This is a genomic window from Mucilaginibacter sp., from assembly GCF_039921305.1.
In the GTDB taxonomy this organism is placed as follows: Bacteria; Bacteroidota; Bacteroidia; order Sphingobacteriales; family Sphingobacteriaceae; genus Mucilaginibacter.
Genome location: NZ_JBDSCA010000078.1, coordinates 1 through 21069 on the forward strand (window position 1 = coordinate 1; position 21069 = coordinate 21069).

At 41.9% G+C, this 21069-nt stretch carries 20 protein-coding genes; 6 read left to right on the top strand and 14 right to left on the bottom strand.

Features of this window, described 5'->3' with window-relative positions:
• Window positions 1-47 precede the first annotated feature (47 nt).
• A complete protein-coding gene (gene hemE / locus ABIN91_RS22275; protein WP_348053828.1) occupies window positions 48-1073 on the top strand; it encodes a uroporphyrinogen decarboxylase in 1026 nt (341 codons plus the stop codon).
• Window positions 1074-1078: 5 nt separating this feature from the next.
• Window positions 1079-1621, top strand: coding sequence for a protoporphyrinogen oxidase HemJ (gene hemJ, locus ABIN91_RS22280; RefSeq protein ID WP_348053829.1), 543 nt, complete (start codon window positions 1079-1081; stop codon window positions 1619-1621).
• A 5-nt stretch (window positions 1622-1626) separates the two neighbouring features.
• Here hemJ and ABIN91_RS22285 read toward each other — a convergent pair whose 3' ends face one another.
• Window positions 1627-2454: a hypothetical protein gene (locus ABIN91_RS22285; protein ID WP_348053830.1), complete on the bottom strand. Its 828-nt coding sequence runs from the start codon at window positions 2452-2454 to the stop codon at window positions 1627-1629.
• 178 nt (window positions 2455-2632) lie between these two features.
• On the opposite strand from ABIN91_RS22285, the gene ABIN91_RS22290 reads away from it, so the two are divergent.
• The 4 genes from ABIN91_RS22290 (at window position 2633) to ABIN91_RS22305 (ending at window position 5890) form a co-directional block, all read left to right on the top strand.
• Entirely contained in the window at window positions 2633-3202 is a 570-nt protein-coding gene (locus ABIN91_RS22290; RefSeq protein ID WP_348053860.1) for an RNA polymerase sigma factor, read from the top strand.
• A complete protein-coding gene (locus ABIN91_RS22295) occupies window positions 3186-3959 on the top strand; it encodes a hypothetical protein (RefSeq protein WP_348053831.1) in 774 nt (257 codons plus the stop codon). The genes ABIN91_RS22290 and ABIN91_RS22295 overlap by 17 nt, the downstream gene beginning before the upstream one ends.
• 29 nt (window positions 3960-3988) lie before the next feature.
• Complete coding sequence (locus ABIN91_RS22300; protein WP_348053832.1) at window positions 3989-4804, top strand: PorT family protein; 816 nt, start codon at window positions 3989-3991, stop codon at window positions 4802-4804.
• Between the two features lie 72 nt (window positions 4805-4876).
• Window positions 4877-5890, top strand: coding sequence for an ATP-binding cassette domain-containing protein (locus ABIN91_RS22305; RefSeq protein ID WP_348053833.1), 1014 nt, complete (start codon window positions 4877-4879; stop codon window positions 5888-5890).
• 99 nt (window positions 5891-5989) lie between these two features.
• Here ABIN91_RS22305 and ilvA read toward each other — a convergent pair whose 3' ends face one another.
• The 13 genes from ilvA to atpC all read right to left on the bottom strand — a co-directional run bounded on the left by ilvA (window position 5990) and on the right by atpC (window position 21006).
• Window positions 5990-7237 carry a threonine ammonia-lyase IlvA gene (gene ilvA, locus ABIN91_RS22310; RefSeq protein WP_348053861.1) on the bottom strand — a complete coding sequence of 416 codons (1248 nt, stop codon included), beginning with the start codon at window positions 7235-7237 and terminating at the stop codon, window positions 5990-5992.
• 95 nt (window positions 7238-7332) lie between these two features.
• On the bottom strand, window positions 7333-8391 hold the full coding sequence (leuB, locus tag ABIN91_RS22315; RefSeq protein ID WP_348053834.1) for a 3-isopropylmalate dehydrogenase: 1059 nt from the start codon (window positions 8389-8391) through the stop codon (window positions 7333-7335).
• 62 nt (window positions 8392-8453) lie between these two features.
• On the bottom strand, window positions 8454-9971 hold the full coding sequence (locus tag ABIN91_RS22320; protein ID WP_348053835.1) for an alpha-isopropylmalate synthase regulatory domain-containing protein: 1518 nt from the start codon (window positions 9969-9971) through the stop codon (window positions 8454-8456).
• A 73-nt stretch (window positions 9972-10044) separates the two neighbouring features.
• Window positions 10045-10641 carry a 3-isopropylmalate dehydratase small subunit gene (leuD, locus tag ABIN91_RS22325; RefSeq protein ID WP_348053836.1) on the bottom strand — a complete coding sequence of 199 codons (597 nt, stop codon included), beginning with the start codon at window positions 10639-10641 and terminating at the stop codon, window positions 10045-10047.
• Between the two features lie 18 nt (window positions 10642-10659).
• Window positions 10660-12066: a 3-isopropylmalate dehydratase large subunit gene (gene leuC / locus ABIN91_RS22330; RefSeq protein WP_348053837.1), complete on the bottom strand. Its 1407-nt coding sequence runs from the start codon at window positions 12064-12066 to the stop codon at window positions 10660-10662.
• Window positions 12067-12104: 38 nt separating this feature from the next.
• On the bottom strand, window positions 12105-13268 hold the full coding sequence (locus tag ABIN91_RS22335) for a 2-isopropylmalate synthase (RefSeq protein WP_348053838.1): 1164 nt from the start codon (window positions 13266-13268) through the stop codon (window positions 12105-12107).
• Between the two features lie 115 nt (window positions 13269-13383).
• Window positions 13384-14142 carry a methyltransferase domain-containing protein gene (locus tag ABIN91_RS22340; protein ID WP_348053839.1) on the bottom strand — a complete coding sequence of 253 codons (759 nt, stop codon included), beginning with the start codon at window positions 14140-14142 and terminating at the stop codon, window positions 13384-13386.
• A 109-nt stretch (window positions 14143-14251) separates the two neighbouring features.
• Complete coding sequence (ilvC, locus tag ABIN91_RS22345) at window positions 14252-15310, bottom strand: ketol-acid reductoisomerase (protein ID WP_348053840.1); 1059 nt, start codon at window positions 15308-15310, stop codon at window positions 14252-14254.
• Window positions 15311-15403: 93 nt separating this feature from the next.
• Window positions 15404-15982, bottom strand: a complete 579-nt coding sequence (locus ABIN91_RS22350) for a class I SAM-dependent methyltransferase (protein ID WP_348053841.1) — start codon at window positions 15980-15982, stop codon at window positions 15404-15406.
• A 15-nt stretch (window positions 15983-15997) separates the two neighbouring features.
• Window positions 15998-16603: an acetolactate synthase small subunit gene (gene ilvN, locus ABIN91_RS22355; RefSeq protein WP_348053842.1), complete on the bottom strand. Its 606-nt coding sequence runs from the start codon at window positions 16601-16603 to the stop codon at window positions 15998-16000.
• 39 nt (window positions 16604-16642) lie between these two features.
• A complete protein-coding gene (gene ilvB, locus ABIN91_RS22360) occupies window positions 16643-18382 on the bottom strand; it encodes a biosynthetic-type acetolactate synthase large subunit (RefSeq protein ID WP_348053862.1) in 1740 nt (579 codons plus the stop codon).
• A gap of 93 nt (window positions 18383-18475) precedes the next feature.
• Complete coding sequence (gene ilvD / locus ABIN91_RS22365; RefSeq protein ID WP_348053843.1) at window positions 18476-20182, bottom strand: dihydroxy-acid dehydratase; 1707 nt, start codon at window positions 20180-20182, stop codon at window positions 18476-18478.
• Between the two features lie 575 nt (window positions 20183-20757).
• A complete protein-coding gene (gene atpC, locus ABIN91_RS22370) occupies window positions 20758-21006 on the bottom strand; it encodes an ATP synthase F1 subunit epsilon (protein WP_348053844.1) in 249 nt (82 codons plus the stop codon).
• Window positions 21007-21069: the final 63 nt, after the last annotated feature.

The window sequence follows — 21069 nt, forward strand, 5'->3', positions numbered from 1 at the left end:
AATTAAAAAACCAAAGGGCAAGCTAATATTTGCCTTTTATATTGTATATGAAGGATTCGTTATTTATTAAAGCCGCATTTGGTGAAACCACCGGGCGCCCACCCGTATGGATGATGCGCCAGGCCGGAAGGTTTATGAAAGAGTATTGGGATATCAAAAACAAATACTCGTTTCTCGAAATGTGCAAAACACCCGAACTGGCTGCCGATGTAACCATGCTACCGGTTAATCTGTTAGATATTGATGCCGCTATTTTATTTTCGGATATATTGGTAACAGGTGAGGCCATGGGTGGAGATCTAAGCTTTACCGCTAATATTGGTCCGCGCTTTGCTAACCCTGTACGCACACAAAAGGATATTGACAATCTGCAGGTTAATGTTGGCGATAAGCTGCAATATGTTGCTGATGCCATTAAGGTAATTCAACAACGCCTGAATGGTAAAATACCATTAATAGGTTTTGCAGGTGCGCCGTTTACGGTAATGAGTTATTTAGTGGAAGGCGGATCGTCGAAGGATTTTAAGCTAACCAAACTGATGCTACACAACGAGCCCGCGATGGCTCACCAATTGTTATCAAAAATTGCGCAGGTTACGGCAGATTATCTGAACCTGCAAATTGCTGCCGGTGTAAATGCCGTGCAAATATTTGACAGTTGGGCACAAGCTTTGGCCTGGGACGATTACAAGGAGTTTTCGCATCGTTATATTGTCGAGATCATTAGCAAGCTCAACCGTAAAGATATCCCAGTGATCTCTTTCTGTAAAGGTAGTTCGGTATTTGCACCATTAATGGCCGAGGCAAAACCTGATGTAATATCTATCGACTGGAACATAGACCTGTTGGATATCAAAAAACGTATACCGCAAGGTATGGCTGTTCAGGGTAACCTTGATCCGCATATTTTGTATGCCGATAAAACGGTTATTAAAGATCGCATCCACAAACTATTCGAACGTATGCGCGGCGAGCCTGGTTTTATATTCAATTTGGGGCACGGTATTATGCCGGATATTCCATTTGATAATGTGAAATACGCGGTACAGCTCATAAAAGAATATTCTTACTAAACGCAATGCAGTACTATCTGTATATTAAATCGATACACATCATATTTGTGGTCTGCTGGATGGCGGGGTTGTTTTATATGGTGCGCTTATTTATTTATCATACAGAAGCTCAACAAAAACCCGAGTTGGAGCGCGATATCCTATCCAAACAATTCGAGGTGATGGAGAGCAAGCTGATGAACATCATTACCACACCTGCCATGCTGCTAACCGCGGCGGCAGGTGTAACTATGCTTTGCTTAAATCCCTATCTGCTTGATCAACCCTGGATGATAGTTAAGCTTTGTTTTGTTGTCGGTTTGATCGGTTATCACCTGATCTGTCAGGGAAAAATGAAACAAATGCGCCGCGGCGTTTTTACCTGGACATCAACCCAGCTCCGTTTGTGGAATGAGGTTGCCACTTTATTCTTGTTTGCTATCGTTTTCTTAGCAGTACTTAAAAATGCTGTTGATTGGATGTTTGGCGTGTTGGGATTGATCGTTTTCGCGATGATCCTGATGTCGGCCGTGAAGATTTATAAGTATTGTAGGATGCGAAATCGATAATCTATCTAATAAAAATCATTTCTATCAACTGGGAACGAAAACCCAAGGCGTTTATAAACTTTTGCTATAACCAAATCGGTGGGTAGTTTTTTGCCTGAAAATAATAGTTCTGCCTTTTCTACACTACCTATTGTATAAGACAAATATTCGGGTATCATATTCAGTTCTTTTAGCCGCAGGTTAAGAGCGTTTAAGGCATTAAATTTAGGTAGCTTAATATTATGGTGTTCATAACTTTTAATCAGCGGAAGTAATAGAACTAATTCATTAAATTCATCAGTTTCGGGCTTGGCATCGAATATGGTAATAGCTCTTTCTAATGCTTTTTCATATTCTTCTTTTGATGCAAAACCCTCGCTATTCAGTTCTTCTTCTGTGGCATCGTCAAAAGTTAATTCTATAGTCTCTGTAAGCGGTGGCGTATTCAACACAGCTTTTTTATCAGCTGTAATTAATACTTTTTTATCCGAAACTTTAATACTGGTAGATTTGACATGGTGAGTAATGGTTACCGTTTTTAATTTTTCGCCCGGGTTATTAGCCATATACTTTTCCATTTCTTTTTCATGGTAAGCCCTTTCTTCTTCGCGCGTACCTAAAAATATAATGTAAGCCGTTCCGAGCCAAAGGTTCATTTTATACTTAACCAAATAATTACTTGTACCTAATTGCGAGCTACCTACAAGCGAACCTAATATAGGCCCTGAATTAACCTTTGGCCTTCCTTCCCTATACTTATATCCTTTAAGCCAGGTTGAAAGGTAGGTGTAGGTTTCCGGATGTTGCTCAATATAATCTGCTATTTTATTTTTAGCAATCAGGTTTATGTTCATGTTACCTAAGTTACATTCTTATTTTATAATATCGCATATAACACCGCTACGTAATATTTCTTTGTTCTAACAATAATACCTCGTTCCAGTGCTAATTTCGTGCATTACAAATTAATTGTAAAAAAATGTTAAAATCCATGCAACCATTTGCCCGGTTCTTTCATCTTACCTTTAAATGATGTTTTTGGAACATAAATATACTATAGAGGAATTGATCGAAGGTTGCCGAAAGGGCCAGCGAAAAATGCAGGAGCTGTTATATAAGCTGCTGGCCTCAAAAATGCTCGGTGTTTGTATGCGGTATGCTACTGATAGGATGGAGGCTGAAGATATGCTGCAGAATGGTTTTGTTAAGGTTTTTAAAAAGCTGGATGATTTTAGGGGAGAGGGTTCGTTTGAAGGATGGGTACGGAGGATCATGGTTCATAGTTCGATAGAATACTATCGTAAAAACCACAAAATGATGCAGGTTGTTGATATTGAAACCGCTGGCGAAGAACAATCGGTTGATCCGGTGGCGGCGTCAAACTTAGGCGTGCAGGATTTGTTAGCCATCATTGCGCAACTGCCTCCGGGTTATAAAATGGTGTTTAACATGTATGCGATAGAAGGCTATTCGCATAAAGAAATTGGAGAGATAATGGGTATCAGCGAGGGCGCTTCAAAATCGCAACTGTCACGAGCCCGTGGGATATTAAAGGAACAGATCTATAAAATGGAGGGAAAGAAATATGAAAGCGTCGGATAAGGATTTTGACCAGCTGTTTAACTCAAAGTTGGGCGATATGGAGGTGGAGCCATCGGCAAATGTTTGGAACAATATTGCTAATGAACTGGATGGCAAAAAAGAAAAAGGCGGTTTACCCTTTATGAAGATAGCGGCCGGTATTGTTTTGCTAATGGCTGTAGGCTTATTCTTCATCAGGCCAGAGCATCAAATTATAGCGCTTCACCCTGCATTTAAAGCAACTGGCGATAGCCAAGGTAGCCGGGTTATAGCACCTATACAACCATCGGTAGATTATACAGAAAGCCCGGTTATTGCCGAAACTAAACCATCGGTTAAACATAGGCAAAGTGGAACAACTGTTAGCCATGCTGAAAGCGTTGTGGCAAAAAGTATTGACACAGCCCAAAGTGAATCACGCTATATTGCTGCTGTAAATCAAAAAGCAGATAATCAAACTATTGATCAGGTACATACAATTCAGGCTCAAAGCACAGGCCTGGTGCCCGATAATATAGGCAGAACTGCAATCACAAAAAGTACAAATGTACTTACAACTAAAAATGCAAATCCTGTAATAGCAAGTTTAAATGCTACCAAGCCAGAACCAACTAAAAAACACAAAATACACAGTCTTGGAGACTTATTGAATGTTGTTATCGCCAAAGTCGACAAACGCGAAGACAAACTGATAGAGTTCACCAACACCAGCGACGATGATAGCTTTAACGTTACCGGTGTAAATTTAGGGCTGCTAAAAGCTAAAAAGGACAAATAAATTCAATCTAAAACCACTATTAAAATATTATGAAACGTTTAATACTTGCCGCAATATTTTGCGGAATGATGGGAAGCTTATATGCTGAACAAATCAACACAGATACAATTAAAAGAGATACAACAATTCGCAAAAAACATGTTAGGGTGCGCATTGGAGCTGGCGGAGATACAACAAGCGTTAGCTTTGGGAAAAAAATACGGGCCGCTGCAAAGCCAAAATCAGGCTTCTCTTTCGGTTTGACCTTTACTAATTTGCATCTGGGCTTTGCAACCTTACTTGATAATGGCAGCTTTACCTTATCGCCAGCTAATGACTTTTTGGATTACCGCCAAATTAAAACAAGCAATGTTGGTTTCGATTTGTTGAAAATAGGCTACCGTTTTAACGATAACTTCAAATTATCATTAGCCGGAGGTTTCGACTGGACATTAATCCGCTTGAAAAAAAATATCAATATAGTGCCCGATGTACCAACTTTAACTTATGTGCCTGCAACGGTTAACTATAGTAAAAATCGTTTTTCATCAAACTATTTGGTATTGCCGCTGTCATTTGATATTCGTACCAGAGAATATAAGGATGGCAAAAGGTTTCACTTTGTATTTGGTCCAGAGGCAGGTTTCCTGATTGATGGTATGCAAAAACAGATCAGTGATGAGTATGGGAAGAAGAAAAACTTTAATGATTTCCATTTTACACGCTTTGAATACGGAGGTTTTGCCCGTATAGCTTATGGCGACCTGGGGATCTATGCTAAATATTACTTCAACGATATGTTTGAAAATAGCCCCGCTCAAAAGGGTTTGAAGAACTTCAACTTTGGATTGGTTTTAGGATTCTAAACAATCAATTTATGACACAAAACGAACCCCGGAATTACGCCGGGGTTTTTGTTTTCTTGTATATTTGCCGCTATGGAGCAAGGGCAATTTTTGGAGGTGGTATCAGTAACGAAAAACTATAACGAGGACAGAATTTCGGGCGTAAACAATGTCATACTCTCCTTTCAGGAGGGTAAAATAACAGCCATTGTTGGCGAAAGCGGTAGCGGTAAAAGCACCTTGCTTAAATTGTTATTCGGGTTGCTTGAACCAACCGAAGGCGAGGTGCTTTACAAAGGTGAGATAGTGATGGGCCCGATTGAAAAGCTAATTCCTGGCCATGATAAAATGAAGATGGTTACCCAGCATACTGATGATCTGAATTTGTTTGCTACTGCCTGGGAAAACATATCGTCGTTGCTATCAAACATTGATATTGACTACAAGCAGGCTGCTACCGAAAAAGCATTGCGCCAGCTACGGATTTATGATCTAAAAGACCAGCGTGTTGCCGATATGAGCGGTGGCGAAAAGCAACGCGTAGCTATTGCCAAAGCATTAATAACCAGCCCCGAAGTTTTATTTTTGGATGAACCCTTTAACCAGGTTGACGCTTCCTTCCGGGAGGGCTTGCAGCAAACTATCCGGCAGATAGTAAAAGATACTGGCCTTACGGTGATCATGGTATCACATGATCCTGCTGAGGTGCTCTCTATGGCTGATGACCTGATCGTTTTAAAGGATGGCGAAGTAGTTGAAGCCGGTACACCTGCCGAAATGTACAGCAAGCCTAAAATGCTTTACACAGCGCAGTTGTTATCACATTGCTCAGTACTAAATAAAGAACAAGCAAAGATATGCCGTATTGTGGCAAGCCGCCGTTACGTAGCCATTACTCCCGAAAATGTTATTATAATAGTGCCACGCTTTGGCAAAAAGAAATGGGAAGTAATGCAGGTACTATTTAAAGGCTTTTACGAAGAGATATTGTTAGAAAAAGACGGTACCCGCTTACGCGCCCTTAACATTGAACGTGGCAAATATCCCGAGGGTATGATGGTGAATGTGGAGATCAAGAAGTATTTTGAATACGGGCAGTGGCTATAGTTAGTTCATTGGTTCACTTGTTCATTAGTTGATTGGTGCTTTCTAACCGGGAATAAGAAACTTGAGCTGATACAAGTGAACTAATGACCAGTGAACCAATTACACCAAATACTCAAACAAAGTCTGATCCCTGTTTAACTCTTTAACGTCAAACTTAAACTCCTGCATCCTATTCATTAATGCTGTATAGTCATCCGCCGATTTTAACTCAATCCCAACCAAAGCGGGTCCGCTTTCGCGATTAGTTTTTTTGATAAACTCAAAACGCGTAATATCATCATGTGGCCCCAAAACGTTGTTCACGAACACCTTTAAAGCGCCCGGTCGTTGCGGGAAACGAACGATAAAGTAGTGCTTTAACCCTTCGTATAATAGTGAGCGTTCTTTGATCTCTTGCATGCGCTCAATATCATTATTGCCACCGCTTACCACACAAACCACTTTTTTACCTTTGATTTGATCTTTAACCAAATCAAGCGCCGATACAGAAAGTGCACCTGCCGGTTCAACTACAATAGCATCTTCGTTATATAATTTAAGTATGGTGGTACAAACTTTACCTTCGGGTACAAGCAGCATATCATCCAAAACCTGTTGGCAAATTTTATAAGTTAACGAGCCAACTCGTTTTACAGCCGCGCCATCAATGAAGCGATTGATTTCGGCCAGGGTAATGGGTTCATTCGCTTCTAAAGCTTTAAACATAGATGGGGCACCTTCGGGCTCAACACCTATTAATAAGGTGTCCGGTTTTTCTTGTCGCAGATAACTGCCAACACCGGCGGATAAGCCACCGCCGCCAACAGGCATAATTATAGAATCAACATCAGGCAAATCTTGCAATATTTCAACGCCAACGGTTCCCTGTCCTTCTATAATACTATAATTATCAAAAGGAGGGATAAACGTCATGTTATTGGCTTCGGTGTAGATCAACGCTTCGGCAAGGCAGTCATCAAAGGTATCGCCAACCAAAATTATCTTCACTTTGCCCGCGCCAAACATTTCGGTTTGTTTAACTTTTTGGCTCGGGGTAATTTCGGGCATAAAAATAACGCCTTGTGTGCCCAAATTGCTGCACGAAAAGGCTACACCTTGCGCATGGTTACCAGCACTGGCGCAAACTACACCACGGTTAAGCTCATCTTGCGTTAACTGGCATATCATGTTATACGCGCCACGTAATTTATACGAGCGAACAACCTGAAGGTCTTCGCGTTTCAAATAAATTTCGCACTCGTATTTTGCAGATAAGTTAGCATTATAGCTTAGTTCGGTATGTTTTACCACATTAGCTAACCGTTGGGAAGCTGCCTTGAAGTTTAATTTTGCATCTGAACCTGTCATCATTTGTCGGGGGTATAAAAAGCAGTAACCGTTGTCCGCAATTAACGGACAACGGTTACAAAGTGTTATTGCTAACTATGTAGATGCAAATATAGCTATATGTTTTTAGCCAGCCAATCGCCAACTTCGCTTGTTTTGTAAGCTTTGTTTTTTCCGGAAAGGTCTTCGGTTACAATACCTTCGGCTAATGATTTGTTTACAACCGAACGGATCAATTCGGCTTCTTCTTTCAAACCGAAAGCATCTTCAAACATCATAGCGGCAGATAAAACGGTTGCCAAAGGGTTAGCGATATCTTTACCGGCAGCCTGTGGATAAGAACCGTGTATAGGCTCAAATAATGAAGTGTGGACGCCGATAGATGCAGATGGCATCAATCCCATTGAACCAGAAATTACAGAGGCTTCATCAGTCAATATATCGCCAAAAAGGTTCTCGGTGATCATTACATCATAACTGTTTGGCCATTGTACTAAACGCATGGCAACAGCATCAACAAACTCATAACTAACGGTAACCTCAGGGAAATCTTTTTCCATATCCTGAACGGTTTCGCGCCATAAGCGTGATGTTTCCAATACGTTGGCTTTATCTACACAGCAAAGTCTTTTGCTACGGGTCATGGCCATTTCAAAGCCTAACTTAGCTAAACGCTGAACTTCGGCACGGGTATAAGTACAGGTATCAAATGCGGTGTTACCATCATCTTTACGACCACGTTCGCCAAAATAGATACCCCCTGTTAACTCACGTAGAATGATCAGATCCGTACCCTCGATACGCTCACGTTTTAACGGAGAATTATCAATGAGGGAAGGGAAGGTGAAAGTAGGACGAACGTTTGCGAACAGGCCCAGCTTTTTACGCATTTTTAACAAGCCTTGCTCCGGACGAACGGTTGCTTTAGGATCATTATCAAAACGCGGGTGACCGATAGCGCCAAATAATACCGCATCGGCAGCCATACAAACTTCGTGTGTAGAATCTGGGTAAGGCTCACCAACGGCATCAATGGCAGCTGCGCCCGTTAGAGCCGACGTCCATACAATTTCGTGGCCGAACTTTTTGGCTACAGCATCCGATACCTTAACGGCCTGGTCAATTACCTCAGGGCCAATTCCATCTCCTGCTAAAAGGGCGATATTCAATTTCATTTTATGATTGTGTTATATTTTGATTGGTATTTGTCTTTAATCTTTGTGCTTTGCTCCTTAATCTAAATAATGTTCAGCATTTTTTGGGTAGCCTTAATAGCGCAAACCGTTTGGTCCGAATCCAACCCACGGGTGATAAATTTCTTATGCTCGGTTTCCCAGGTTATGATGGTTTCACACAAGGCATCACTGCTGCTACCGGGTGCTATGCGTACCGCGTAGTCTATCAGTTTAGGTAAACACCTACTTTTTTTGGCATACACTTTGGCCAACGCGTTCATAAAAGCGTCAAACTGACCATCGCCCTGCGCATTTTCTTCAAATTGCTCGCCATCAATAGTTACCAATATGGTTGCCGATGGACGTAAACCCATCGCGTTCATCAACACATACGATTCTACGATAACCTTATCCTCATACAAATTGCTATCCAGCACATCCGAGATGATGTACGGCAGATCTTCTTTGGTAACCGTTTCTTTCCTGTCGCCCAATTCAATTACGCGTTGGGTTACTTTTTTCAGATCGATATCATTCAGCTTTAAACCTAACTCTTGCAGGTTTTTTTCGATATTGGCTTTGCCTGATGTTTTACCCAGGGCATACTCACGCTTACGGCCAAATCGCTCGGGCAGCAAGTCGTTAAAATAAAGGTTGTTTTTGTTATCGCCATCGGCATGGATGCCCGCTGTTTGGGTAAACACATTTTCGCCAACAATAGGTTTATTGGATGGTATCCGGATACCCGAAAAAGTTTCAACCAGTTTACTCACCTTGTAGATAGACGATTCCTTCAGGTGCATTTCAACTTCGGGTACAAAATCTTTAATCACCGCTATCACACTTGCCATTGCCGCGTTACCTGCCCGTTCGCCCATACCGTTAACAGTTAAGTGCAAGCCATCTATTCCGGCCTTCACAGCCTCTAAAACGTTTGCCGTACCCAAGTCGTAATCGTTATGCGCATGGAAATCAAAATGGGTAGCCGGGTATTTCGATTTGATAGATGATAGGAATTTAAAGGTTTCCGCTGGAGTTAATATACCTAAAGTATCAGGTAAAAGTATCCTTTTAACAGGTTGTGTCGCCAAAAAATCAAGCATCTCAAAAACGTAGTCTGGCGAGTTGCGCATGCCATTGCTCCAGTCTTCCAAGTAAACGTTTGTAGCAATACCTTTACTTTGGGCCAGTTCAATCACCTGTTTGATCTCGGTAAAATGTTGTTCCGGTGTTTTTTTAAGCTGATGCGTAAGGTGGTTCATGGAGCCTTTGGTCAGCAGGTTTTGAACTTTGGCATTAGAGTTTACCATCCACTCAATAGATACTCCATTATCAACAAAGGTTAAAACCTCTATTTTGTCGGCATAACCGTTTCGGTGCGCCCAGCTTAACACATTTTTAACCGCCTGAAATTCACCTTCAGACACACGGGCCGAAGCGATCTCCACACGGTCAACCAATAGCTCTTCTAATAGTAATTGCGTGATGGTCAGCTTTTCAGAAACAGAAAATGATACTCCCGATGTTTGTTCTCCATCGCGAAGTGTAGTATCCATTATCTCAATTTTCCTTCTTGTCATTACAGGATTTCTTAGGTTTGGTTTTATCAAAGCGCCTCAAATTGGTAATGAGGCGCTCTGTTATATATTCCTGTTAAAGAGGAAGGTTTGCAGCAAACTCTTCAATTTCGCCTTTAATGCTTTGCAGATAATCAATATCATCAAAGCCATTTATCATGTTATCTTTTTTATACGGGCTAATGTCAAACGACTCTTTTTCCCCTGTTGATAAAAGCGTGATGCTTTGCTCCGGTAGGTTTATTTCCAACTCTGTTTTTGGATCAGCATGGATAGCCGAAAAGATCTTATCAGCAAATTCCGCACTAACCTGTACCGGTAATACACCAATGTTCAAACAGTTGTTCCTAAAGATATCCGCGAAAAAGCTGGATACCACAGCACGGAAACCATAATCATAAATAGCCCATGCAGCGTGCTCACGGGATGAGCCCGAACCAAAGTTTTTGCCACCAACCAGTATTTTACCACTATAAGTGGGATTGTTCAGTACAAAATCCTGTTTAGGTGAATTATCCGGATTGTATCTCCAATCACGGAAAAGGTTATCTCCAAATCCAACACGCTCTGTCGCTTTTAAAAAGCGGGCAGGGATGATCTGGTCGGTATCCACATTCTCTATAGGTAATGGAACCGCTGTGCTTGTTATTATATTAAATTTATCGTAAGCCATTTTGTTTCTTTTTTTGTGTTAGACAAGTTCTTCAATTAACGTTCTCGGATCGGTAACTACACCGGTAACTGCCGCTGCTGCTGCCACTAAAGGGCTTGCTAACATCGTGCGTGAACCTGGCCCTTGTCTGCCTTCAAAGTTTCTGTTTGAGGTACTCACCGCGTATTTACCAGCCGGAACTTTATCATCGTTCATGGCTAAACAAGCGGAGCAACCCGGCTGGCGCAATTCAAAACCTGCCTCGGTTAATATATCCAGTAAACCTTCTTCTTTAATCTGAGCCTCAACAATGTGCGAGCCTGGTACTAACCAAACGGTAACATCATCGGCTTTGTGCTTGCCTTTTACAAGGGAAGTAAATGCTCTGAAATCTTCAATACGGCCATTAGTACAGCTTCCAACAAACACAAAATCAACCTTTTTGCCTATCATAGATTCACCTTCGTGGAAACCCATATAACCTAATGATTTTGCATAGGTAGTTGCGCCACCCTCTGCGTGAGCTGCATCCGGAATCTCGTGCGAAATACCCATACCCATACCCGGGTTTGTACCGTAGGTGATCATTGGCTCGATAGATGAACCATCAAAAGTTAATTCTTTATCAAAAACAGCATCAGCATCAGTTTTTAAGGTTTTGTAATAAGCTAATGCTTTATCCCATGCTTCGCCTTTAGGGCTAAACTCACGGCCTTTAACGTAGTTAATGGTAGTTTCATCCGGAGCTATCATACCACCGCGGGCACCCATTTCAATACTCAGGTTACAAACCGTCATACGGCCTTCCATGCTCATGTTCTCAAAAACCTCACCGGCGTACTCAACAAAGTAACCTGTTGCACCCGATGTGGTTAGTTGTGATATGATGAACAAGGCAACATCCTTAGGTGTAACACCTACACCCATTTTGCCATTTACATTAATGCGCATTTTTTTAGGCTTAGGCTGCATAATGCACTGGGTAGAAAGTACCATTTCAACCTCTGATGTACCGATACCAAAAGCGATAGCGCCAAATGCACCATGCGTTGATGTATGCGAATCGCCACAAACTATGGTTGCGCCCGGTTGGGTAATTCCATATTCAGGACCTACCACGTGAACGATACCATTTTTTTGGTGACCTAAACCCCAGTGGCTGATACCATATTCATTAGAATTAGTTTCCAAAGCCTTTAACTGGTTGGCCGATAATGGATCGGCAACCGGCAAATGCTGGTTAATAGTAGGGGTGTTGTGATCTGCCGTAGCAAATGTGCGGTTAGGGTACAACACTTTAATACCCCTGCTTTTTAAACCTAAAAAGGCAACAGGGCTGGTAACTTCGTGGATAAGATGGCGATCAATAAATAACACATCGGGTCCACCTTCAATTTTACGTACTACGTGAGTGTCCCACACCTTATCAAATAATGTCTTGCTCATTTTAATTCTATTTTATTAAGCTATTTTATAATAACTGATTATACTAATTTACCTGCACCTACCAACATCAACAAATCTTCGTCGGTAATATCCAGCTTGCTATCGGCCAGGGTTAAAAAGGTTTTGTAAGTAAGGTCAAGCTCACCCTTATCCAAATGATGGCCCAAACGCGCCAAATGGAATTTTAAGGCATGCCTTCCGCTGCGTGCGGTTAATACAATACTGGCGTTAGGGAAACCTACATCTTCCGGAGAAATGATCTCGTAGTTTTCGCGATGCTTTAAAAAACCATCCTGGTGTATGCCAGAGCTATGTGCGAATGCATTAGCGCCTACAATAGCTTTGTTGGGCTGCACAGGCATACGCATCATGCTGCTTACCATGTTGCTTAACTCAAAAAAGTGTTTGGTGTTGATGGTGCTGGTTAAGCCTAAGCCGTAGTGTGTTTTTAGTATCATCACTACTTCTTCCATTGATGTGTTTCCGGCGCGTTCGCCTATGCCGTTAATGGTACATTCTACCTGGCGGGCGCCGTTTTGTAAACCGGCTATGGAGTTGGCTGTCGCCAATCCTAAATCATTATGACAATGAACCGAGATAATGGCCTTGTCTATATTTTTAACGTTCTCTTTAAGGTATTTTATTTTTGAACCGTACTGATCGGGCAGGCAATAACCGTTGGTATCCGGGATGTTTACAACAGTTGCACCTGCCGCGATGACCGACTCTACCATCTTAGCCAAATATTCCACATCGGCACGGCCGGCATCCTCGGCATAAAATTCAATATCTTCGACGGATTTTTTGGCATACTTAACCGCTTCAACGGCACGCTCCAAGATCTCTTCGCGGGTGCTGTTAAATTTGTATTTGATGTGCATATCAGATGAACCGATACCCGTATGGATACGCGGAGTCTTCGCATATTTTAAAGCTTCAACAGCTACATCAATATCGCCCTTATTAGCGCGGGTAAGCGCGCAAATGGTAGGATTTTTAACCGCCTTTGAAATTTCAACAACGCTTAAAAAATCACCAGGACTTGATACCGGGAAACCCGCTTCGATAACATCAACACCGAGGGCTTCCAGTTCCTTAGCAATTTCAACTTTTTCAGGGGTTGTCAACTGGCAACCGGGCACTTGCTCGCCATCGCGCAGCGTAGTGTCGAAAATATAGATATGGTTCGGATCGTGTAACATGTCTTTTTTATTTAGTTGTCAGTTTTTAGTTGACAGTTTTCAGTTCTTATTCTGTTTAGCTTATAGTTGATGGTTGTTGGTTTTTATTGTGAGTTGTTAACTCACAACTGAAAACTTACAACTCCTTTACCGCTACAAAGCGTAATCTCTTATAATCAGAGTACCATTGTCCGTCTTCACAATAAGATGGACGTAGTATCTCTGTAATTTCTTTAAGCATTTCTTGCTTGTGTTCGGCGTTAACGCCTTCAAAATATGGTGAGCCAAACATGGTTATCCATTTTGCTACACCCTGATCGCCATCCTGTAAAGGAGTTTTCCTGTCAAAGTGAATGGCGAAGGTTACTCTAAAACCATGCTGCTCCAGTTCGCGGGAATATTCACCTAACGATGGGAAGCGCCATAACTCTATCTCGGTTTGTTTGTGGTAACCGTATTTTTCTAAAACCTGTTTGGTGGCTGCTATCAGTAAACCAACATTGCCTTTGCCTCCCATTTCGGCAACAAAGCGGCCGCCGGGTTTAAGGCTGTTGTAAACAGAGCGCATCATGCCATCATGATCTTTTACCCAATGCAATGCCGCGTTACTAAATACGGCATCAAACTTTTTATCGAAACTAAAATCAGATGCGTTGGCAACTTCAAACTTAACATCAGGGTAGGTAGCTTTTGCTTTCGCGATCATATCCGGAGATAGATCGGTACCAACAACATCGGCACCTAAGCTTTGAATGTGATTTGCCAAATAACCCGTACCACAACCAATATCAAGGATACGCTCACCGGGTTTTACTTCCAGTAAATCAACCACGTTCTCCCCAAACTGGGATACAAAGGCGTGCTTTTGATCGTATAATTCAGCGTTCCATTTCATCTGGTTAGTATCGAGTAGTTAGTATCAAGTATCAAGTATCAAGTAGTTAGTATGGTTTGAGATTTTACTCTTGATACCTGATACTCGCTACTTGATACTGTCTTAAATATTATGCTTCTACCGGTTGGTTCTCAGGGCGTAAACTGCGTACAGTTTTGCCTGCTTGCCAAAGTTCGCTATCGCGTAGTTCTGCTAATTCAGCATCCAGTTTTTCGCGGTAATCCGGTTGGCTATTGCTGTCGATAGAACGTTGTGATTCTTTACCTGTAGCAACGCTTTCGTATAATTCTTCGAATACCGGTTTAGTAGCATCACGGAATTTTTTCCACCAATCCAAAGCACCACGTTGTGCTGTAGTTGAGCAATTAGCATACATCCAATCCATACCGTTTTCTGCAACTAATGGCATTAACGATTGAGTTAATTCTTCAACAGTTTCGTTGAAAGCTTCTGATGGTGTGTGACCTTTGCTGCGTAATACATCGTACTGAGCTGCGAAGATACCCTGGATACATCCCATCAAAGTACCACGCTCGCCAGTTAAATCGCTATATACTTCTTTTTTGAAGTTGGTTTCGAACAAGTAACCGCTACCAACCGCGATACCCAAAGCGATAACACGATCAGACGCTTTACCTGTAGCATCCTGGAAGATAGCGTAGCTTGAGTTTAAGCCGCGACCTTGCAAGAACATACGGCGCAATGAAGTACCAGACCCTTTTGGAGCAACCAAAAATACATCCACATCAGCAGGAGGGATGATGCCGGTTTGCTCTTTAAAAGTAATACCAAAACCGTGAGAAAAATATAATGCTTTACCCGGAGTTAAGTGTTTTTTAACAGTTGGCCATAAAGCTATCTGAGCTGCATCGCTCAATAGGTAGCAAATGATGGTTCCTTTTTCTAACGCTTCTTCAATTTCAAAAAGAGTTTCGCCCGGTACAAAACCATCACGAACTGCTTTGTCCCATGATTTTGAATCTTTACGCTGACCAACAATTACGTTGATGCCATTGTCTTTTTGGTTAAGCGCCTGACCTGGGCCCTGTACACCGTAACCGATAACCGCTACAGTTTCGTTTTTTAATACTTCCTGTGCTTTAGCTAACGGGAACTCTTCGCGGGTTACTACATTCTCATCAGTTCCGCCGAAATTTAGTATTGCCATGATTTTGATTTGTTTTTTGATTTCACCGATGGGTTTTGCTTCCACCGGTTCCATACTATTGTTTATTTGTTGATTTTTAATTTATACTCTCTACTACTTTTTTACACAAATTACGATGCCTGATGCCCAGTTTTGTTTGGTGATGATCAGATCTTCGCACTCTTCCAGATCAACTATCAACTGGTTTACTAATTCCTGGTGACCTGCGGGCCAGTTTGGCTGGGGCAACATATCATCAATGATATACATTCCGCCTTTATTCAACATCGCCAGCGTTTCGTTCAGCATATGGTATTTACCAGGCCATGCATCGGCAAATATGAAATCGTATTTATTACCGCTGTTATCGGTTATCCAGTCATTACCATCGGCACATATCAGTGTTAAGCGGTTATCTTTTAAATGCTTTTGTGCGATGATCAGCACATCCACATTATTATCTATCGATGTTAACTTGGATGCCCGATCCATACCATCCAATATCCAGGCGGCTGATAAACCTGTACCGGTACCCAATTCCAAAAACCTGCCAGCCGGTTTTGAAGCCGCCAAGGTGCGTAACAAAGAGCAGGTTAAAGTTTCAGACGGCATCGTAAAATTGTGACGCTCCGTATCTTCTTTAATTGCCGGGTATGCTACCGGTTGTGTATCTATGGTTACCTGATCTGTCATTTTTATGCTTCAAGCTTACATCGTGAACACTTTCTCGCCTTTGTTCAGGTATTCGTTTTCGTAAACATCTTCACCTGGTTCTAAACGCTCAAACTCACGCAGTTTGCTGTTAAAGCCTTCGCTATCTTTAATAATAGCTACACGGGCGCTGCGTACAAATTCTATCAGGCCAAAAGGTTGAAGTATTTTGATCAACTGATCTGTTTCCTCACGGTGACCGGTTGTTTCGAACACTGTATAATCTTTACGGATCACTACCGCGCGGGCGCCGTTCTCTCGTAATAAACGCTCAACGCTTACCTTTTCGGCGATGATGTCTGTAGATACTTTGTACAAAGCCAGTTCCTGCCAAATCACATCTTCGTTGGTATGGTAGTACACTTTCAATACCTCAACCTGTTTTTCAATCTGGCGGCAAAGTTTCCGCACCACATCTTCCGATTCGGTTATTACGATATTAAAACGGTGAATACTTTCGATCTCTGAAGGTGAAGTGTTAAGGCTATCTATATTTATTTTACGACGGGTGAAAATGATAGCGATACGGTTCAATAACCCTATCTGGTTTTCGGTATAAACCGTTATGTTATATTCTTGTCTATCTGTTAATTGCTCGCTCATGATGCTGTTTCTTTGATCTTTGTTCCTTGCTCCTTAATCTTACTTCAAACGTATCTCGCTTACGCTGCAACCTTGTGGAACCATCGGGAATACATTGTTCTCTTTAGTAACAAAAACTTCTAAAAGGAAAGAACCTTTGTGGTTCAACATTTCGGTTAAAGCAGGTATCAATTCTTCACGCTCATCTATCTTTTTACCTGCAATGCGGTAAGCAGCAGCTACAGCCACAAAATCGGGACTTTGAATATCAACAAAAGAGTAACGACGTTCGTTAAACAACTCCTGCCATTGGCGAACCATACCCAGGAAACGATTATTCAGAATGATGATCTTCACATCAATACCACTTTGCATAATGGTGCCTAATTCTTGAATAGTCATCTGCACACCGCCATCGCCAATAATGGCAACAACCGTTTTATCCTGAGCGCCAAACTTAGCGCCTATGGCGGCAGGTAGAGCAAAGCCCATTGTACCTAAACCACCACTGGTAACATTACTGCGGGTATTGTTAAACTTGGCATAACGGCAAGCCACCATTTGGTGCTGGCCAACATCAGTAACAATAATAGCCTCACCTTTAGTTATCGCGTTTAATTGGTTGATAACCTCGCCCATGGTCATTTCACCACTTGTTGGGTTCAATTCATCATGAATAACAGCTTCAACCTCTTTACGGGTATAATCGTTAAATAGGGCTAACCATGCTGCATGTTCTTTCTCTTTAACCAATTTGGTTAACAGGGGAAGGGTTTCTTTACAATCGCCCCAAACCGGAACGGTTGATTTTACGTTTTTGTCGATCTCGGCAGGGTCAATATCCAAATGGATAACCTGGGCCTGTTTGGCATATTTATCTAAACGGCCTGTAACACGGTCGTCAAAACGCATCCCGATAGCGATCAATACATCGCACTCGTTAGTTAAAACATTAGGGCCGTAGTTACCGTGCATACCTAACATACCCACGTTTAAAGGGTGATCTGTAGGGATAGCTCCTGCACCTAAAACTGTCCATGCTGCAGGGATACCGCTCTTTTCAACAAAGGCCTTAAACTCTTGCTCGGCACTGCCTAATATTACACCCTGTCCGAATAAGATGAATGGCTTTTTAGCGCTATTGATCAACGCTGCCGCCTGCTCAATATAAGTATGGCGGATGATAGGTTTTGGCCTGTAGCTCCGGATATGATTACATTTTACATAACCTTCAAAATCAAACTTTTGTATTTGGGCATTTTTGGTAATATCTATCAAAACCGGTCCTGGTCTGCCGCTTTTAGCGATATAGAATGCTTTGGCGATAACTTCAGGAATCTCATTAGCGTCGGTTACCTGGTAGTTCCATTTGGTAACGGGGGTGGTAATGTTGATCACATCAGTTTCCTGGAAAGCATCGGTACCTAAAAGGTGCGCGAATACTTGCCCGGTGATACATACTAAAGGTGTGCTGTCAATCTGAGCATCAGCCAAACCGGTGATCAGGTTGGTAGCGCCAGGTCCGCTTGTCGCGAAAACAACGCCTACTTTGCCTGATGTACGGGCGTAGCCCTGGCCAGCGTGAATACCACCTTGCTCGTGGCGAACCAGTATGTGTTGTAATTTATCATTATAGTCGTACAATGCATCGTAAATAGGCATTATGGCGCCGCCCGGGTAACCAAAAATAGTTTCGGTACCTTCGGCTATTAGCGCTTCCAATAAGGCGACTGAACCAGAAACGTTTACGGTTTCTTTTTTCTTCGGTTCAACTGCTAATTCCTGTTGTGCAACTTCCATGTCTTTATTCATTTCGGATATCGAATTTTCGATTTCGGATTTCTCTTCTGTTAATTATCTATCACTCTTGTTCCCCCTTTAGGGGGGTAGGGCCTATTCATCAGTAACACAACCTTCTGCAGCTGTACTTACCGATTTGGCATATTTATATAACAAACCTTTGCTGACTCGGAGTTTTGGCTGTACCCATGCCGCGCGACGTTTCGCAATTTCCTCATCGCTAATTTTTACGTCGATAGTATTGTTAATGGCATCAATAATAATAGGATCATTATCATTAACCAAGCCTAATAATCCACCATCAAAACATTCCGGTGTGATGTGGCCTACCACAAAACCGTGCGTGCCACCGCTAAAACGCCCATCGGTAATCAAAGCTACTGAACTACCTAAACCAGCGCCAAATATGGCCGATGTTGGTTTCAACATTTCGGGCATACCCGGAGCGCCTTTAGGGCCTACGTTTTTAATAACAACTACATCGCCAGCCTTAACTTTACCGCTTTGTATACCTGCAATTAATTCAAACTCGCCATCAAATACACGAGCGGGGCCTTCAAAGTGTGTACCCTCTTTACCGCTGATCTTGGCAACGCTGCCACCTTCGGCAAGGTTACCGTATAATATTTGTAAGTGGCCGGTAGCTTTAACCGGAGCCTCAACAGGCCATATCACTTTTTGTGTATCAAAGTCAAATGCTGGTACCGATTCTAAGTTCTCGGCAATTGTTTTCCCGGTAACGGTTAAACAGCTACCATCTAACCAGCCTTGTGCAAGTAAGTATTTCATTACCGCCGGTACGCCGCCTACTTTGTGCAGGTCTTCCATCATATATTTACCGCTTGGCTTCATATCTGCCAAAACAGGGATGCGGTTACTTACCGTCTGGAAATCATCTTGCGTTAATTTCACATCAACACTTTTTGCCATGGCAATTAAGTGCAATACCGCGTTTGTTGATCCGCCTAAAACCATAATGGTTACTATAGCATTTTCGAATGCCGCGCGGGTCATGATATCGCTTGGCTTAATATCTTTAGCCAATAACTCTTTTACAGCCGCACCTGCTGCTAAACATTCCGCTTTTTTCTCGTCGCTCAAGGCGGGATTTGAAGAGGAGTAAGGCAAGCTCATACCCAAAGCCTCAATAGCAGCGGCCATGGTATTAGCTGTATAGATGCCACCACAAGCGCCAGCGCTTGGGCAGGCATTTTTAATGATCTCTTTAAAATCAAAATCGTCTAACTGGCCAGCTATCTTTTTACCTAAAGCTTCGAAAGCCGAAACAATATTTAAATCTTCGCCTTTATAGTGGCCGGGTTTAATAGTACCACCGTATACCATAATTGATGGACGGTTTAAACGGCCCATTGCCATAATTGTACCCGGCATATTTTTATCACATCCGGGCAAGGCAATTAAACCATCGTAATATTGGGCGCCACAAACAGCTTCTATAGAATCGGCAATAACATCGCGGCTCACTAACGAGTAACGCATACCTTCGGTACCATTACTCATACCATCGCTCACGCCAATAGTGTTGAATATTAGTCCTACCAGGTCTTCTTTCCAAACACCTTCTTTAACAATGGCGGCTAAATCGTTCAGGTGCATGTTGCAGGTATTACCATCGTAACCCATGCTGGCAATACCAATCTGAGCTTTCTTCATATCATCCTCGGTTAAACCAATGCCGTAAAGCATGGCTTGTGCCGCAGGTTGAGTTGGGTCTTGCGTTAATACTTTACTGTACTTGTTCAATTCTATATCCTGTATGGTATCTGTTGTCGAACTCATGTTATTATATATAGTAGCTGATGTTTAAATTTAGTCTTTACAAAAAACGCCTTCTCTATTTTAGTGGGGAAGGCGTCGCTTTTATATTTTGTTTGTTATTGGTTAAAACGCTTATCCCCTGTATGCACCGGAATCAGAATCAGTGCGATTTGTATACCCAGAATACTGAGCAGTGCATTGCTGACCACACTTAATAAGTATGTGTCAATAGCGCTTGTTTGCTGTACTGATTTTGGGTTCATCTGCGGGTTAAATTGTATATCTGTAAGTTAAATACTTAATGATACAGGTGCAATAGCTAATTTGATTTTTTTGAAATAAGTATATAATTCTGCCTGGCGTTTAAATTGCATATTTTATTTTGTAATATGCCTTATATGAAAATTATTATCGGTATACCGTATACCAAAGTTACTTTTGGTATACGGTATACCGAAATCGTAATTGGTATAAAAAGGTAAAATTCTGCCTAAAACGAGGGGCGAGTCTGAAAAACTTGAATTCTGATGACATAAAAAAAGCCTCCCGATATTTATATCGAGAGGCTTTTAAAATAAGTTTTCCTATCGATAGAATTATCGATGAATAATACCCTCAGCTAAAACCATTACCTTGTTGTTCAATACTTCAACAACACCACCTTTAATCAGGTAAACTTCTTCTTTCCCGCTTCCGCGAACGATCAGTTTACCATCATCCAAAGTTGAGATGATAGGAGCGTGGTTGTTCAATATTTCGAATGATCCCATAGCACCGGGTACGGTTACCGATCTAACCTCGCCTTCAAACACTTTTTTATCGGGAGTAAGTATTTCTAAATTCATTTTGTTTAGATATGAGATTTGAGATGTAAGATATGAGATGTTTTCTCAAACAGACTAACTCAG